Source organism: Heliomicrobium sulfidophilum (assembly GCF_057715735.1).
The window spans coordinates 52,679-67,655 of sequence record NZ_JBVTZZ010000002.1 but is presented as its reverse complement, the minus strand read 5'-3'; the positions used below and the strand labels follow the sequence as shown (position 1 = coordinate 67,655).

The window sequence follows — 14,977 nt, the reverse complement described above, 5'->3', positions numbered from 1 at the left end:
TCACCTCTTCCAAGGAGGAAGCTTTGAGGGAATTGGAGTGGAGACGGTCGGAATGGTCAGTCTGACTCCGGCTGAAAAAAAGACCGTCTCCCGGTACTCCAGATTGGCCTCGATAAGTGCGGTCATATACCTTTCGCTGCCGAGTTGACGCAAAGCGATAAGGTCCCAGGTTTCGCCTTGGATGGTCACATACTCAGCCATAGGACAACCTCCGGTTTTGGTGCATCATTGATCCGAACCGACTTGCAAAGTCATCCTGGTCTTGACGTAAAATCTGCTGGGCTTTGCTCGGTTCCACACCGTAAAAACTATGGCTCGGTGCATAAACAATCTGCCCTCCGCCGGACGTTGGTTTTACACCCAACGCCTCGCCGGCCTGCGCCCAAAGGGAAAACGCCCGAGGAGATCCATCTAGGGGGATGGCCGCTTCTGGGCTCTCTTCAGCAAAAGTGGTTAGGAAAGCGCCTTTGTCATAAATGCCACCTTTGGCGTTATGCGCAACTTCGACGGCTCGGAAGTCTCCAGCCCCAACCGCGGCCTCCGGTGTAACAAGCCCTAGTTTTTCTCCGATCCAACTGACAAGCTTTCCGATTTTCTCCATAACCTTACTCGCAAACTTGTCGAGGGCTCCAAGAGGATCGTTCCAGAAGTCAACGAAGAAGGCTTTGATTTCGTCCCAGTTCGCATAAAGCGCATATCCGATCGCAATGAGTGCCACTGCGCCGGCGATCATCATGCCGATCGGGTTGGCTTCCATCGCAATGTTGAACAGCCATTGAGCCGCCGCCCAGGCCTCCGTGGCTATGGCTGCCGCCTTTTGGTAGAGCGTCGACTCCGCCACCCATTTTGCAAACGTAGCGATTGGCCCAATGATCGAAGCAAACCCCCATTGTAACAAATTTACCGCTAGCCCAAACCCGATCGTGGCGATAGTCCCGTAAATGACCAGTTGGGTCAAGTTCGGATACTTTTGGGAGAGCTGCTCTACTTTTTCGGCTAATGCCGCAATCTTATCCGCCACGCTGTTGAGGTGCGGAAGTAGCGTGTTCCCAAAGCCAACACCTGCGGCAATGGCTCTGTTTTTCAGCAGTTCCAATTGGTTCGCCGTGGTGTTCGAGCGTGCCTCAAATTCCTTCTGCATGCTTCCGGCATACCGAGTGGAATCCCCGACTTTTTTTAGGTTCTCTTGGAGCCCGTCGAGGTTGGTCAACAGGGGGGCGATTGCCCCGATGGATTCTTGTCCAAACAGATCCGAAAGAACGGCGGCTTGCTTGTATTTCGGCAATGCCTGAAGCTTCTGCATGACCGTTAGGATCGCGCCCGAGGCGTCCTTTTGCATCGTTATGGCCATTTTCTTGGCATCAAGTCCGAGCGCCTGGAACGCCTCTGCCTGGCTCTTTGTGGCCCCTTCTCCGGCTACCATGCCAAGGATCAGGTTCTTAATGCCAGTGGCCGCGACCTCTTCCTCGATGCCCGCAGAAACCATTGTGGCGCCAAGGGCGGAAATTTGGGCCGCCGTCGTCCCGCCGACTTCCCCCAGGGGGCCAATTCTGCGGACGACCTCGGATATCTTCGGAGCCGAGGCGGCCGTGGTATTTCCCAGGTAGTTGATCTGGTCGGCCAACCGCGTAACCTGTTCTAGGTTCATATGGAACGCGGACTTCCACTGCGCCATCGTCTGACCGGCTTGTTCTGCCGTAATGTCGAAGGCGACGCCCATCTTGGCGGCTGTTTCCGTAAAGCCAGTTAGCTGGTCCTTCGCCACGCCGGCCTGACCGAACGAAGCGACAATTTTGGCGATTTCTCCGGGCACCATCGGGATCCGCTTTGACATGGTCAAAATATCGTTGTTCATCGCCTTGAACTGTTCCGGGGTATCGAACTCCACGACCTTCTTCACGTCGGCCATTGCGGACTCAAACTTCACTGCTTCGGTGATAGGGAAGGCGAGGGCTGCGGCGCCAGTAGCCGCGTATGTAGCAACCTTATCTTTGGCTGACTCCTTCATATCCTGTGCTTTGTTCGATAGGGCCGTAGCTTTGGCAATCCTTGTCTGCGCCCGTTCCGCCTTCTCCAATTGCTGCGCCAGTCTTGCATTCGCTTCTGCATACTGCAGCGTTGTGATTTTACCAGCCTTAAACTCCTTTTCGAGGTTGCGCGTCTCCGCTTTCAAGGACGAGATCTTCCGGTTCAGGTCGGACAGCTTGTCGTCCGCGCCAGAAAACATGCCCTTGAAAGTTGAGCCGATTTTCCCAATCAGTTCGAACGCGATTTCATGCGTCTTGGCCAATTACGGATCACCTCCTGTCCTTCCGGATGCGCACCAGGTCGGCTAGCCACTCATCCAGTTCGGCCAGTGTGAGTGATAGCCAGAACGGGATAGGCGTGTAGGTTTCAGCCGATAAACGGAGCGTAATGTCCCGTAGTAATTTCGGGGTTACGCCTGATCGAGCAAAAAATTCTGCACCCTCAGGGTAATGGCCACGAAGTCTTTTGCCGGCAGAGACAGAATCATGTCAACCGGGACCCTGGCCACTTTGGCCGCGACAACGGCGCAATGCATCTTCGACAATTCGGGAACCGGCGACTTGTCCCCCAGCGCCCGAGTTTCTTTTTCGGCGTTGATCAGGTCCTGGCCAGTGAGAGTGTCGAGGTCGAGCGCGATTCCCTTGTATTCCGTTCCTTCAAAAACGATGGCTTTGGAAAAAGTGAATTCCATTTTCTTTCCCCTTCCTGTTTTCAAGAATTGAGGAGCCCGCCGTGTCTGTTTATTACGGCGGGCTTTGTCTGGTCTAAAGTCCAAGAGCATTGCGGACATCTTTTAAGTAATCGACGCCATCGATGACGCATACATAATTCAGCTTGTCAATTTCAAGCGTCGTCTGGCCGTCCTGAACGATCTTGATGTAGACGACTTCCATCTCGTTGTTGGTGTCCGTGTTGGCGCCCACGTCGAGCTTGCCGATGTTGACCTTCTTGGACATCGCCCGGACCACAACTTTGGTGGCGCTGATGCGATAATCCCCTGTGCCGCCATCCTGGACCTGTGTGGCACCTCGGAACTCCAACTGGTGAACGCCGGGGCGCGCCAGGAATACAGCAGGCTTGGCTAGTGTCCGCCAGTTGATTTTTAAGCTCATGGGGCCGAAGTGACCGAAGATAGGGGTATCGATTTCACCCGCAATGCCCGCGCCTTTGATTTTGTCGGAGAGATACTCAATCGAGGGAAGCTCGACGTCAGCAACCCCCTGGAATTCCTCTCCCTCTCCGTAGACACGGAAAGAAACTAGCCGCTCTGATACGGCATTCAATCAGGCCACCTCCTTAGCCGAACAGGCCTTTCATGTAATTGGCATCGTATTCGACGATGAACTCAATTTCCTTGGCCGGGACCGGCGCCGCCTGGTATACGTGGAAAGTCATTTTCCCATCCATGAGGTTCGTGGTCGGGTTCTCTTCGGGGAGAAACTCCACCCGGCCGCCAAGCATGAAGCCCCGGGCGGCGAGACCGTTGAACCAGATATTCGCGGAATCGACAACGGATTCCACCAAGCGCCGGTTCATGGGGTTGTCAATCTTTGACCAGAAGGTCGTGACCAGGGTGTTCTCGATCCAGTCCTGCATCCGCCGGACAGGAATGAAGGCGTCTTTAGGATCCGAGTTTGCGGGATAGCAGCCCGTGCGGTTCCCCCAGGCCTTCCATCCGCCGATGAAATTGAGGGCAGTCACAACACCCTGGCCGTTCAGCATCGCTGCCTGTTTGGTGTCCAGGAACACCTCGGTCTCGTCGGCGAGGCAAGCGCCGTTTGCTTGCAGCGCTTTATTTGACGGGCTGACATAGGGGATGTCGCCGTTATCGGCGTCCGTGCGGCCGATGATGCCGGCCAACTGCGTCGACAGGTGAAACTGCAACTCACCCAGCTTAACCTTTGGCCAGCAGACAATCTGCCGCTCGTCCGTGTAGGTGTTCGATGTCTTCCACGCGGCCACATCGGTGTATTTTTTGACAGCCGCCGTGGGGACATCGACCAAAGACGTACACCTGAAATGACCGTTGATGTCCTTGGAAGCTGCTTTGATGGCTGCGGCCACGGTCGGGTTTTGCGACCACCCCGGTGCCAGTAGAAGTCCGGGGACCAGGAGAAAGCGCGGAAAAACCTGATCAACGAGAAGGGCAGCTGCCGCGATCTCGTCGGCAGTGACCGCCTCAGGGTTCTCATGTTTGCTCCGGTCGTAGACATTTATGAAGACGACAGGCGCCACTTTGTACAGCTTGAACTGAGAGTACATAAACTCGCAGAGCGTGTACTTGGACCAGTCCGCGTCATAGCCGAAGGCGTCTTCGGCCTCTTGATAGGAATAGCAAAGCACCGGTTTGCCCACAGGCGCCGGTGCTCCTTCTTTACCCGGGGCGGTTCCGATAACCACCGGGAGGCCCGCCGTGGCGGTTACAGGGGGAAGTACCGATGTCGGAAGCTCCGTGATGAAAACGCCGTGTCTATACGTCAATTAGTATCCCTCCTCCAGTTCGGGGATGATTTTAGGGATCGTCCAGGTCGTCGTCATCCAGCCAACCCATTCCGGATAGGGTTGATCCTCCGGCATCTCCATTTCGATCGGGAACTCCATGCGAAACTTTCCGGCCAGAGAGTGCCGTTTGAGCAGTTCCTGGCGGATCCGCTCCAGGATGTTGGCAGGATCCATCCACCCGTTTTGCGCGTGTTCGGAGCGAGTGCCGGCAATGATTTTGACCATCGCCTTCGTACCATCTTGGTCATCCGTCACTTTGATGAGTCGAACGATAACAAAGGGATGATCCGGCGTTTCGTTCGCCCGTTTCGTTGGCAGATAACCGGCCGCCACCTGGGGCTCCTTGGCCAGTTCGGACTTGTTGGTCTCCAGCCGATAGTTATGGACGACCTGGACCAGGAAGTCCCTTAACGAGTTCACGAGCAATACTGGCGTCATTTCCCTTCCCTTTCTAGCAGACGGGTGATCTCGTGTTCTAGTCGAATATCGAGCATTTCCCGGGCTTTGTCCTCGACCATTCGGCGCACGTATTTCTGGCCAAGCATCTCGGGTACGGATGGACCATATTTGATGTGCAGCGGATAGCGTGATTTACCTACCCTTTGCAGCACATGGATATTGCCTGATGATCTTCCGCGCGCGACAAAGGCTTTGGGTAGATCCTTCAATCCGCCTTCTTTGAGAATTGCCACCCGGAGGACAGCCGGCTTCTTCTTTTTTGGCGACGACGGCGAAACCTTGAAATGAATAATCGGCCTTCTTGTGCCGCGCGACTTAACGGATGCCCGCAGCCGTTCCGGTGATGCCTTTCGAAGGGAAATCGTGTCCCGGACATCTCTTGCTCGGATGTGGTATCGTTCCGTCACCTTTCGCACGGCCTCGGTTCTGGCCGACTCTATCGAGCGATTCAGGGCTGCGGAAATAGCCTTTGGCGCGCCGCCTGGGATGTTTTTCAGCAGCGCCTGGACTCGCGCTTTTTTGCTCGGGTCGAGAACAATCACGTCTCATTCGCCCCCAGAATGAGGGTCAAAATGCCGTCAGATTCGGTGCATTCCGTGACTAGGTATTGGTTGTTGTCCAGACGGAGCAATTCCCCTACCACCGGCCGTTCGGGCAGGTCGCCGTAGCGGAGATACACGGTCAATTCGCTTGTGTAAACACCATCGAACCCGCGGCGACTAAGGCCGTGGGTTTTCAGGACGTCATTGTCCACGATGGCGCTGACTTCCTTGCCATTGATGACATGGGTTTCAGCAAATTCGTCCAGGTTCAAAAAGAGAGCGATGTCCTGTCTGATTTGCTCCCTGAACATGGCCCTAACCGATCTTCGCCATGGCGGTGGTCGCCGACTGAGCCTTCGGCACCGCAGCGAACCCGGCAGCGAACGTGCCGGCAGTCTTCGTCAACTTGTGATTTTCGTCATCCCAATACAGGGCGTCTCCCATCGCGAAGGCCGCCGTGTTGTCGGCGGGCAGTTCCCATACACCGACGGCGTGGGCTGATCCAGTCGAGCCGTTCGGGATGTTTTCACCGGCGACCAGGATCCGGCCGCCGGCGGGGATAACGTCCCTGTACGCGATGTCGGCGCCCGTGTTGTTGGGGAAGTCCAGGACCTTGCCGTCCTGAATAAACGTGCCCTTAGCCAATCGTGTTCCCTCCTTCTTCAAGTGAAAGGCCAGTAAGCGCTATCTGCTTACTGGCCGGGGTTTCTGTACAGGCCTCGGAAATCGAGGACCGTCACGCCGTAGTCGATGTAGATCCGCCACTTCATGCCGAGGAAGTCGAACCCGACTTGGCTTTCCAGCTTCGGCATATCGTCTCCGTTGAGGTAGGTTACTTCAACGGTATCGACATCAGCCGGGGCGGCCGCCAGGTACCAGGCATCCTCGCTGTAGTCATCGAGTTCGGCATCGACCACATGGGTTAAGGAGTTACGGAAGATGTTGGCCACTCCAGAGTTGTTGCTCTGGGGATCGGCGATGGACCACAGGAACTGCTGCGCCTGCGTCTCCAGCGAAGCCGGTGTGATCAGGAATGCCGGTCCGATGTTGAGGGTTTCCTTCCCCCTCAGGTTCTTCTGTTTCCGCATTGCCTCCCGGCCGGCTCCCACCGTCGCCGTGGCGATGGCGCCGCCGCTGGCTGCCATGTTCTTATGATTGGCGTGGAACAGTTGAGTTCCATCGTAGATCACGGGGTTCTCGCCGATCATCTTATAAACCAGCTTGTTGATGCCCCGGGCGGCCGCGCGGACATAAGCCTCGGGGATCCGCGTCAACACGCCGATGTCATCGTTGATCATCGCTTGGCGGGTAATCCCCCACTGGCGACCGAAGGTAGCGACCGCCTTGTTCACCCCTTGGTCAGACATTTCGTCGAACTTGAACTCGCCGGCCTGGGTCATCTTCACGAGTTCGCCGGCCTCGGAGATCTGGTAATGGGTCGTCGCCTTGAAATCAGGGTTACTGCCCCGCCCGGTCCAGGCCTGATATGTAGGCTTGGCGGATCGGTACGCGGTGGCCATGGACTTGTTGACCGTATTGTTCAGGATGCTGGTGAACTGGCTGTCCGATGTCAGGGCGCGCCGGAAAAGTTCGTCGCTGTCCAGCCGATGGGCATTGCCCTGGCCGCTTCGGGCAAGGCACTCGATAGCCAGATCCCGGAGCTTCATCCCGCGCAGATCGCGGGCGCCATCGGCCGTCTTTTCGATGTTGAAGCCAGCCCGCATCATGATCGCATCAGACGCGGCGCTCCGGAACTTATCGGTTTCCTCGGCAGTCACACGGACATCCGAGGGGGCGCCGGCAGGCAAGGGTTGCCGTTCGGCCTTGAGCTTGTCCAGGACCTTGGCTCGGACTTGGTCCAAGCCGGCGCCGGACTGGATGAATTCGTCCGGCTCCATCGAGAACTCCCGGCACAGCGCCGTGATATCGATAACCCGCTGCCGTTCCGCCTGGATCAACTGGTCACGCTCGGCAGGGTTGCCAACGACAGGGGCAGGGGGTTGAACAACAGTTTGGTTTTCTCCGGGCAAGTTTCTCTCCTCCTCGTTATCAGGTTCTTCCATTTGCCTCCCCACGCCGACTGTATCGTCGGCTGGAATCGAGACGATCGACACTTCCATGGGTGTCCATTTTACGGCGACATAGGCCGGGCCGGTGAATCGGCCGTTGCTGGATGTCTTCCCGGCCGCGACCTCTTCCCAGACATCCACCGCATATCCGACAGACACACCTTTGAGCGTCCCGCTGCTCACCTTTTGGAAAATGCGGTCCGCATCCGGATCGCTGTCAAAGACGATGTCCGCATAAGCCCGCTTTTCGTCAGCTGCGAGCCGTGCGTTCTCGATTTTGCCGAGCACGTACTTCCGGTCATGGTTGAACAGAGCGACGCCAATGTTGTTCAGGCGCTCCATGTTCACGTTACCGTCGTCGTGCTGTAGAATCTCTAATCCGTACCATCGCGAGACCGGCGATTCCGACGAAAAAGAAACGGTGACGCGCCTTTCCTCCGCTTTCACCGCTCTGACCGCTAGGTCAATTGTTCTGTTCTGCTGTACCCCCGTTTTGGGTTTGTGGTTTCCCACTCGCTTTCTCACCTCCCACTAAGATAGAGACATCGAGACCGACCGACTTGGCGAACTCGAACTCTTTAGCCCGTTGCCGCAAGACATCCCTCCAGTCCTCACCCCGTTCTGCACAAATTCTGGCCAACGTGTCCTGGCCTGTATTAAGCGCGATCTTGTTGGCGTTGACCTCTTTCAACGGGTCGATCCAACTCCAGCCCGGCGGTATCCATACGTGTTTGAGATACCTCCGCTTGTCCTTCCAGAAGTCCGGGATATTCAGTTGACCAGACAGCACAGCGGAGATGACAAACTCGGTATACACTTCCCGGCAGAGGTGTTCAATCATGAACTGCTGCCACATGGAATAGGTACGCTGGTCCTCCAGCAAGCCTTGCCGGGCGCTGCTGTAGTTGACCTGGCTCATGTCACGTGCCACAGCTTCATAGCTGAGGCCCTGTCCACTGCCGGCCAGTCGTTGCTCAATGCCGATGAACTCCTTGGCGCTGTTCGCCTGGCCGGAAGGAGTAACAGCCTGGATGCTCTCCCCCGGTTGCAGTTCATGGATCATCCCTGGTGACATCGTGCGCTTCGGGTACTCACTCTTCGGATCAACGTTCACACCGCGCCCCATTTTCGACGGTTCCTGCTTGGTGATAAACACAGAAAGACAAGCCAGGATCCGTTCTTTCACGGAAACCGCTTCGATGAACTCGTTCACATCGCGTACCCGCGAAAGCGTCTTGGCCAGAGGAGAGATCTCACGGATCTGCGTGGGCCTTGTTTTTCGCCACAGAAAGATGACACGCTGCTCCGGGATCCGTTCGGATTTGCCGGTCCAGAACCCGTCTGGGGTGTACTGCTTCAACCAATAGGCTACAGGCCGGTTGTACTTATCGAACTCGATCCCGCCGATGACCCGGTTGCCGCTTACGCCGGGAAGGCTGGTCATGGTTCCGTCAAGGTCATCCACCTCCCTGGCCTGCAAGCTGAACGGCAAGAGCCCGAAGTTGGTGTATGCCTTTACGAAGATAATGCCGCCGTCAACGAAGAGGCGGCGGACGGCCATCTGCTGCATTTCCACAAAGGATTGCTGACCGGCGACGTCACAATTGCGGGCTCGCTGCCATTCCTCCCACAGGTCCTCGATCTGGCGGTTGAGTTCGTCGTCCTCTTCCCCGTCCCGTGTCAGGACTTTCGCCTGCGCCCTTATGCCTGTGCCAACGACGTTTCGCTCAAAGGCGCCGATGATGCTCTCCGCCATATCGGCGTTGCGCTCTAAGTCTCTGGCCCGAGCCCGGATGATGTCCCGCTGGCCCTGATCTGTCTGTTCGGCCGTGGCGTTGACGGTGGTCCACCGTGAATTTAGCCGGTCCGTTCCGCCAGCGTCATAACCTCGTAGTGCATCACGCCAGGCTGCCCGGCGGTATCCCCAGGCAGGACTAATCAGGGATATCGCTCTATCCAGCCAATTCAAGCTGTTCCCTCCTGTCATCGCCGGTCAAAGGCGGCGACATAAACGCCTGCCCCCTGTTCTTGGGCGAGTTGTTGCTGAAGGCGTCTCCGTTCCTGGTACAAGATTGAGAGGTCGGGACGTCTCAAAGACCTACTCCCAATCCGGTATTCTTGGGCGCCAGATTCTATCGCGCTGATGGCCTTATTGATTTGTTCCATCTGCTCTTGGGGCGTCATCGTAACCAATCACCACCTTTCCGTGATATCCAATCTGATGCCGACTTGAGGAACCCGCTTTGCTGCGTTTCTTCAAGCTTCTGCTGCGGTCGCGGCGGCTCCTGCTCTTGGGATCCAACTGTCTGTAAGTAGCGCACATGAAGAAGGTCCGCTGCGAGGGCAGCGTAGACTTCTGCATCCAGGAAGTGGTTTGCAGTGTGAGAGCCCTTCGGCTTCCACACCTCTACCTCTCTGCCACCTCGCTTCTCCAGGACCTTTTCCTCCGAGCAGATTTGCTCGGCATACTCACGATCACATTCAGCAAAGACCATCCATGATCCGGGACCGTTCGGTCTGTTCAGGCGGCCGGCAATCATGTCTTTGTATTGGCTGCCGTCAACGATGTACAGTTTCATGCCGTAAGCCTTGCTGTCGACCTTGTCGATGGTGCTCACCTTGTAGCGCGACAAGAGTGGGTTCGATGAACCCTTCACCGGCACCGCCCATTCCTGGTTGATGACGATGAAGTCGTAAACCTCGTCCGTCCGGGCGCCGGAGTCTACTCCGCACAGGTTGACCTGATAGGCATTACCGTGACGATCTTTATATGGCAAGTTCATCACATGCTCAACGTCATCCCAGCTTTCCGCCCTTCCGTGTGCAATGTTCCAACTGGTCATCGATGTTCCCCAGGCGCGGATGGTATAGAAAAAGTGGTCCTTCTGCACGTCAACGCCGCCCGTTAAAAGCAGCGCGCCGTCAGGGACCACTCCCTCTTCGAATTCGCTTTGCCGCTCTAGCACGAGGTCGGAGTTCATCCGGACCTCCGTCTGCTCCCACGGCTCAGCCAGCCACGAGTTGATAAAGTTCTTGAGCAGCTCCGGAAAGTCTTTGGAGCGCAAGAACTCGTAAGCGACGTCGCCGAAGCGAACCCAAGGAGAATACAGGGCGTTGAGATGAAAGGCCGTCCGGCGAGTGCCGGTTTTGCTCTCTGACTTCCACCGGCAGGCACGAAGCATGGTCGGCTTATGCCCGTCCGTTATAATTCCTCGGCACTGTTCACACTCATAATGCGCTGCGGCCTGAGCCTCCTCCGGCTGCTTCGCGGACTTCGGCCACTTTATCTGTTTGAACCTTAAGGTTTGATAGTGCCCACAATGGGGACACGGCACATAGCACCGGCGCCGATCGTCAGCTCCCTCCCACTCCTGCCAGATTGGCCCGCCCTTTGTTGTCGGGGTTGACGTCTGGAAGATTTTTTTGTTGTGCGGAAAGGTCTTGGTACGTTCACGGGCCAGACTTCTCGGATCGGCTTCTTTGCCGGCGCTTTTTGGGAACTTGTCCACCTCATCCATGAAGAGGTATCGAATCGGCCGGGATGCCAGCGACGCCGGGCTGTTGGCCCCAGCTAAAACGATGTACATGCCGTTATATTGCAGTTCAAGGACCTTGCTCTCGCCTTCCCGATATTTCTCTTTCAGCGTCGGACACAAGTTGACCATGGGTTGCAATCTGTTTTTCGAGGTGTACTCGGCGAGTTCCAGCGTCGGGTAGACAATCAGCGTCGGGCTTGGGTCTTGCGCGACTACATAGCCGAGCATGTTATTCAGACTCTCCGTACCGCCGACCTGCGTCGGCTTCACGAAGATAATCTCTTCGATGTCCACGTCGTTGAAGGCGTCCATGATCCCTTGCAGATAGGGCGTTCGTGCCGTCCGCCAAGGGCCGGGCTCCGCCGATGTCTTTACGTCCAGGACTCGGTACTTATCCGCCCACTCAGAGACGGTTAGCTGCTCAGGAGGTTGCAGCGCCCGTAAAGGTTTTTGTAGCCAATCCGGCCATTCAACCTTTGGGCGTTTTCTTCGGCGGCCGGTAGACCCCGTCAATACTGAGTTGTTCAAGGGCATTGAGGGTCAACTCCGTAATCATCTTTTCAATCCTCCTGGCCGTCATCGAATCCACGTAAGCGGCTAATTCCGTCGCTATCCTGCGACTGTATCCCATCATAGAGCGCTTGAGCACAACAAAAAAACGCTGCAACTCAGCGGAGACGTCTTCTTTTTTGACGTACTCTCCTCTGGCAACCGCGTTTTCAAATGCAGCCTCTTCGGCTTTTTGCTTTTTCAGTTCCGCCTCGTACTTTAGCTTTTTGATCGCCAGGGACGATTCCGCCGCTTCTCCCTCATCGGCAATCTTCCCGCCGCCGATAAGCCCCCGCCACCGTAAGACCTCCCACAGCGGCCACCAACCCCGAGCCAACTTCGGGCACCCTTTGTCCGCCCACTCGGCGAGTGTCTTTCGGCTTATGTCTAGCTGGCTGCAAAGTTCGCCGGTTGAGACGCAGAACTTGCCATCTATCTCCCGGTAGTTGTCGTCCACTGTGACCACCCTTTTTGTTACCTTGTTACCCAGTTTTAAAGTTTTGCACTGGGTGAAATCTCGGGGATCACTAGACCCGCACTTCCCCCACCCCCGGGGAAGGACCCATAAATTTCCAAAGCAAGAGGCACCCAGCATATTGCTTGGGTGCCCCTGCGCTTCCTTGGCTCGATACCATATTAGCACGGGATAGTGTGTCATTGTGTGTCATCTTTTCAGGCCAAGAGCTTTAATGCGTCTGAATGGATACGGTGGACCTGCTTCCAGCTATAGTCCATATCCACGCATATCTGCTCCCAGGTCATCATGTCGATGTACCTGGCCCGGATCAAGTATCGTTCTCGTGGTGGTAACTTCTCTATGTCTTTCTCGACCTTGGCCAATAACCTGTACGACTTCTGAATCTGCTCCTGGATTTCATTCTCTACCGTTACGATGTCCGCCACGACGTTCCCTACCCGGTCCGACGCGCCCCCGCTACCCATACGCTCACTCTTCGTTTGGGCGGTCTGGCGCTCGGCCGTGGCCCTCAGCTTCTCCAGCTTTTGCTCCAGCCGCTGTATGTATCGCTGCAACCAGTAATGCTCTTGCAGGTCCTTTTTCGTCAAGCCGCCATCACCCTTTCAATCCTTGCTTTCACTGCCCTCAGCAGTTCGTGCTGGCCAGTCGCTTTGTTTCTCAAGGCCCGCATCACGTCCTCATCCACCGTCCCCTCAGCAATCAGGTGGTGGATGATCACCGCGTTCAGTTGCCCCTGCCGATGGAGTCGGGCATTGGCCTGCTGGTAGAGTTCCAGGGACCAGGTTAGACCGAACCAGACGATGATGTTCCCGCCCGCTTGGAGGTTTAGCCCGTGGCCCATCGATGCGGGATGGCCCAGGGCCAGTTGAATCTTTCCGGCATTCCACTCGGCGATGTCGGCCGACGTGTCCAGGGTCCTCGCCTTGGGGTATCGCGCTTTCAACCGCTCGAAGTCATGCTGATAAGCGTAGAACACCAAAACTGGTTTCCCGTTGGCCGCCTCGACGATGTCCTCCAGCGCGTCCAGTTTTGCGTCGTGAATCCAGCGAACGGCTTTCTTCTCGTCGTATACGGCACCGTTGGCCATTTGCAACAACTTGTTCGACAGGATGGCTGCGCTGTCCGCCACGACGTCGCCGGCCGCGTCGGCAAACGGGAGAAGTAGGTCTCGCTCCAGCTGGTCGTATTTCTCCCGGGCCTCCTCCGGCAGCCGAATGGTGATCTCCCGGTCAATCCGCTCCGGCAGCTTCAGCCAGTCGTCTGCGCTCATCGACACGCACAAGTCAGCCAGCTTTTCGTATATGGCCCGTTCCGCCTCCGGCTTTGGCTTGTAGCTGTAGATGATGGTCCGGTTCCGCTTGTCCGGCTGAAAGTATCGCTCCCGGTATCCGGTGACCGTTTTGCCTAGCCGTTCCCCGAGGTCCAGGAGATAGATTTGTGGCCAGAGGTCGATGAGCCCGTTGGGCGCCGGCGTCCCGGTCAGACCCACAATCCGTTTAATCAGTGGCCGCACTTTCCGCAGCGCCCGGAAGCGCCGGGCCTTCGACGATTTGAACGATGACAGTTCATCGATGACCACCATGTCAAAGGGCCACTTTTTCCCGTAGTACGCCACCAGCCACTCGACGTTCTCCCGGTTGATGACGTAGATGTCCGCTTTGGATTCTAACGCCCGGATCCGCTGTCGTTCTGACCCCAGCACCTTGGCCACTTTGAGGTATTGGGTGTGCTGCCACTTCTCGGCCTCCCTCGCCCATGTGTCTTCGGCCACTCGCAAGGGGGCGATCACGAGGCACTTGACCACGTCGAACCAGTCATGCATCAGCTCCGCTGTCGCGGTAAGCGTGGTGATCGTCTTGCCCATTCCCATGTCCAGGAACAATCCGACCTCTGGCTGGTCAATGATTTTCTGTCTCGCGTATTCCTGATAGGGGTGCGGTTCAAATTTCATCGGGGAAAAACTCCTCGAGGAATGCCTGTATCTCGGCGTCAGAATCAATGACTCTCACTTGATGCCCCAACGCTTCCAGTTCTCGGTGGCGTTTCACTTGCAGCGGCTCCGGCTTCTCTCCCCAGGCTTTTATCTCAACGAATACTGTCCGGCCGCCTGGCAAGACGATGATTCTGTCTGGGGCTCCGGCCCAGCCGGGTGAAACGAATTTTAACGCAAGACCGCCGCGCTTATTTATTTCTCGGCTGAACCGCTTTTCCAAAATGGCTTCCGGTTGGTGTTTGGGGTTCACGCGGACGTTTTGAATTTTATAATTCCAGTTCAGCGCTTTTGGGTCGACAGGGTGATACCCGCTTACCAGCATTGCGCCTTTGAACTGATCATTGGTGACGTAGATTTTTGTAGTCGAGTGGAAAAGGTGTTTTAACCCGTAGCTGGTGTGCCCGTGGTTTTCGGAATTAGCTGGTCGTATGTACTCGCGGATCCACCAATCCAATTCCTCGCGAATATCGTTCTCCAGCCCTGAATATTCGCACATCACCTGGTCGATTATCTTGTTCACGATTCGTCCCCTCCCTGATTCAATCGCGGCGTCGACAGGGTGGACGGGTTGGCCGAACTATTCTTTTAAACTTTTTAAATACCCCTATATTTTTAAATATTTTTCTCTTTTCTCGTGTGCGTAGGGTAAAGAAAAGTCGTCCACCCCGTCCACTTCCTAGAGCCGCAAGGGTTTGCGCCCGCCCACCACCCGTCCACCTACCCGTCCACTCCGTCCACCTTTACGATGTTTTTGGAGATAATTCCTTGAAAATTGAAGTTTTTAGAATTGGAATGTTACCCGTCCACCCCGTCCACCCCGT

17 protein-coding genes are annotated in these 14,977 nt (G+C 56.2%); all 17 read right to left on the bottom strand.

The genetic code is table 11. The annotated features are described in order from the left end of the window. The gene (locus tag AC0CW1_RS00820; RefSeq protein ID WP_488181257.1) at nucleotides 1-201 is read right to left on the bottom strand and encodes a tail protein X; all 201 of its coding nucleotides are present in this window, start codon (nucleotides 199-201) and stop codon (nucleotides 1-3) included. Beyond that, nucleotides 194-2,290, bottom strand: a complete 2,097-nt coding sequence (locus tag AC0CW1_RS00815; protein ID WP_488181256.1) for a phage tail tape measure protein — start codon at nucleotides 2,288-2,290, stop codon at nucleotides 194-196. The genes AC0CW1_RS00820 and AC0CW1_RS00815 overlap by 8 nt, the downstream gene beginning before the upstream one ends. 147 nt (nucleotides 2,291-2,437) lie before the next feature. Beyond that, nucleotides 2,438-2,719, bottom strand: coding sequence for a phage tail assembly protein (locus tag AC0CW1_RS00810; protein ID WP_488181255.1), 282 nt, complete (start codon nucleotides 2,717-2,719; stop codon nucleotides 2,438-2,440). A gap of 73 nt (nucleotides 2,720-2,792) precedes the next feature. Next, nucleotides 2,793-3,311: a phage major tail tube protein gene (locus tag AC0CW1_RS00805; protein ID WP_488181254.1), complete on the bottom strand. Its 519-nt coding sequence runs from the start codon at nucleotides 3,309-3,311 to the stop codon at nucleotides 2,793-2,795. Between the two features lie 13 nt (nucleotides 3,312-3,324). Continuing rightward, the gene (locus AC0CW1_RS00800; protein WP_488181253.1) at nucleotides 3,325-4,509 is read right to left on the bottom strand and encodes a phage tail sheath family protein; all 1,185 of its coding nucleotides are present in this window, start codon (nucleotides 4,507-4,509) and stop codon (nucleotides 3,325-3,327) included. Continuing rightward, nucleotides 4,510-4,968 (bottom strand): hypothetical protein, encoded by a 459-nt coding sequence (locus AC0CW1_RS00795; protein ID WP_488181252.1) that lies wholly within the window; start codon nucleotides 4,966-4,968, stop codon nucleotides 4,510-4,512. Then, on the bottom strand, nucleotides 4,965-5,531 hold the full coding sequence (locus tag AC0CW1_RS00790) for a phage tail protein (RefSeq protein WP_488181251.1): 567 nt from the start codon (nucleotides 5,529-5,531) through the stop codon (nucleotides 4,965-4,967). The genes AC0CW1_RS00795 and AC0CW1_RS00790 overlap by 4 nt, the downstream gene beginning before the upstream one ends. After that, on the bottom strand, nucleotides 5,528-5,842 hold the full coding sequence (locus AC0CW1_RS00785; RefSeq protein ID WP_488181250.1) for a hypothetical protein: 315 nt from the start codon (nucleotides 5,840-5,842) through the stop codon (nucleotides 5,528-5,530). The genes AC0CW1_RS00790 and AC0CW1_RS00785 overlap by 4 nt, the downstream gene beginning before the upstream one ends. Before the next feature lie 4 nt (nucleotides 5,843-5,846). After that, nucleotides 5,847-6,176, bottom strand: coding sequence for a DUF2190 family protein (locus AC0CW1_RS00780; RefSeq protein ID WP_488181249.1), 330 nt, complete (start codon nucleotides 6,174-6,176; stop codon nucleotides 5,847-5,849). A 47-nt stretch (nucleotides 6,177-6,223) separates the two neighbouring features. Beyond that, nucleotides 6,224-8,113, bottom strand: coding sequence for a prohead protease/major capsid protein fusion protein (locus AC0CW1_RS00775; protein WP_488181248.1), 1,890 nt, complete (start codon nucleotides 8,111-8,113; stop codon nucleotides 6,224-6,226). Then, complete coding sequence (locus AC0CW1_RS00770) at nucleotides 8,064-9,569, bottom strand: phage portal protein (RefSeq protein WP_488181247.1); 1,506 nt, start codon at nucleotides 9,567-9,569, stop codon at nucleotides 8,064-8,066. The genes AC0CW1_RS00775 and AC0CW1_RS00770 overlap by 50 nt, the downstream gene beginning before the upstream one ends. A gap of 14 nt (nucleotides 9,570-9,583) precedes the next feature. Continuing rightward, on the bottom strand, nucleotides 9,584-9,784 hold the full coding sequence (locus tag AC0CW1_RS00765) for a DUF6148 family protein (RefSeq protein ID WP_488181246.1): 201 nt from the start codon (nucleotides 9,782-9,784) through the stop codon (nucleotides 9,584-9,586). Continuing rightward, entirely contained in the window at nucleotides 9,781-11,670 is a 1,890-nt protein-coding gene (locus tag AC0CW1_RS00760; protein ID WP_488181245.1) for a phage terminase large subunit family protein, read from the bottom strand. Before AC0CW1_RS00760 ends, AC0CW1_RS00765 begins: the two co-directional genes overlap by 4 nt. Continuing rightward, a complete protein-coding gene (locus AC0CW1_RS00755) occupies nucleotides 11,606-12,151 on the bottom strand; it encodes a hypothetical protein (RefSeq protein WP_488181244.1) in 546 nt (181 codons plus the stop codon). The genes AC0CW1_RS00760 and AC0CW1_RS00755 overlap by 65 nt, the downstream gene beginning before the upstream one ends. 206 nt (nucleotides 12,152-12,357) lie before the next feature. Continuing rightward, nucleotides 12,358-12,750 (bottom strand): sigma factor-like helix-turn-helix DNA-binding protein, encoded by a 393-nt coding sequence (locus tag AC0CW1_RS00750; protein WP_488181242.1) that lies wholly within the window; start codon nucleotides 12,748-12,750, stop codon nucleotides 12,358-12,360. Continuing rightward, nucleotides 12,747-14,114, bottom strand: a complete 1,368-nt coding sequence (locus AC0CW1_RS00745; RefSeq protein WP_488181241.1) for an SNF2-related protein — start codon at nucleotides 14,112-14,114, stop codon at nucleotides 12,747-12,749. The genes AC0CW1_RS00750 and AC0CW1_RS00745 overlap by 4 nt, the downstream gene beginning before the upstream one ends. Further along, nucleotides 14,104-14,676 carry a PDDEXK family nuclease gene (locus AC0CW1_RS00740; RefSeq protein WP_488181240.1) on the bottom strand — a complete coding sequence of 191 codons (573 nt, stop codon included), beginning with the start codon at nucleotides 14,674-14,676 and terminating at the stop codon, nucleotides 14,104-14,106. Before AC0CW1_RS00740 ends, AC0CW1_RS00745 begins: the two co-directional genes overlap by 11 nt. Nucleotides 14,677-14,977: the final 301 nt, after the last annotated feature.

Bases quoted from the DNA above. Each gene is read 5' to 3' on its own strand.
- AC0CW1_RS00745 (WP_488181241.1), bottom strand. From the start codon at position 14,114: ATGAAATTTGAACCGCACCCCTATCAGGAATACGCGAGACAGAAAATC.
- AC0CW1_RS00810 (WP_488181255.1), bottom strand. From the start codon at position 2,719: ATGGAATTCACTTTTTCCAAAGCCATCGTTTTTGAAGGAACGGAATAC.
- AC0CW1_RS00760 (WP_488181245.1), bottom strand. From the start codon at position 11,670: ATGCCCTTGAACAACTCAGTATTGACGGGGTCTACCGGCCGCCGAAGA.
- AC0CW1_RS00820 (WP_488181257.1), bottom strand. From the start codon at position 201: ATGGCTGAGTATGTGACCATCCAAGGCGAAACCTGGGACCTTATCGCT.
- AC0CW1_RS00795 (WP_488181252.1), bottom strand. From the start codon at position 4,968: ATGACGCCAGTATTGCTCGTGAACTCGTTAAGGGACTTCCTGGTCCAG.
- AC0CW1_RS00765 (WP_488181246.1), bottom strand. From the start codon at position 9,784: ATGACGCCCCAAGAGCAGATGGAACAAATCAATAAGGCCATCAGCGCG.
- AC0CW1_RS00785 (WP_488181250.1), bottom strand. From the start codon at position 5,842: ATGTTCAGGGAGCAAATCAGACAGGACATCGCTCTCTTTTTGAACCTG.